Here is a 387-nt window from a genome sequence, read left to right on the forward strand (position 1 = left end):
GACCCTTCTATGATTTCTTGATGATTTATTAATACTCAACTTAGATTGAACTTTCTTATGTTCAACATATCTTTCAATGTCTTTCTGATCGATTTCAGTAACCGCACCTAAATTTGTTAAACCTAAACCATCAGTTAAGAACGTCTCATTAGAAACTGTTCTATCAGTTAATTCACGAACAAATGCTAATGCAACACCTAAAATCAACCCTAAAACAATACCAACCAAAACGTTCAAAGTCTTTCTAGGACTGACAGGTTTAGTATTCGTTTCAGCTTCAGAGACAATTGAAACATTGTTAACACTCATAATTTTAACAACCTTTTTCTTAAAAACCTTAGCTGTCATATTGGCAATTGCTGCCGCTGTGCCAGCATCTGTAGATTT

The 387-nt window shown here is 33.9% G+C and carries 1 protein-coding gene; it reads right to left on the reverse strand.

The window, feature by feature from the left end:
* Positions 1–387 (reverse strand): YveK family protein (locus FD33_RS10995; protein ID WP_275453143.1); only part of this gene is annotated, 387 nt, incomplete at both ends.

Source organism: Companilactobacillus paralimentarius DSM 13238 = JCM 10415, assembly GCF_001434985.1.
Classification (GTDB): Bacteria; Bacillota; Bacilli; order Lactobacillales; family Lactobacillaceae; genus Companilactobacillus; species Companilactobacillus paralimentarius.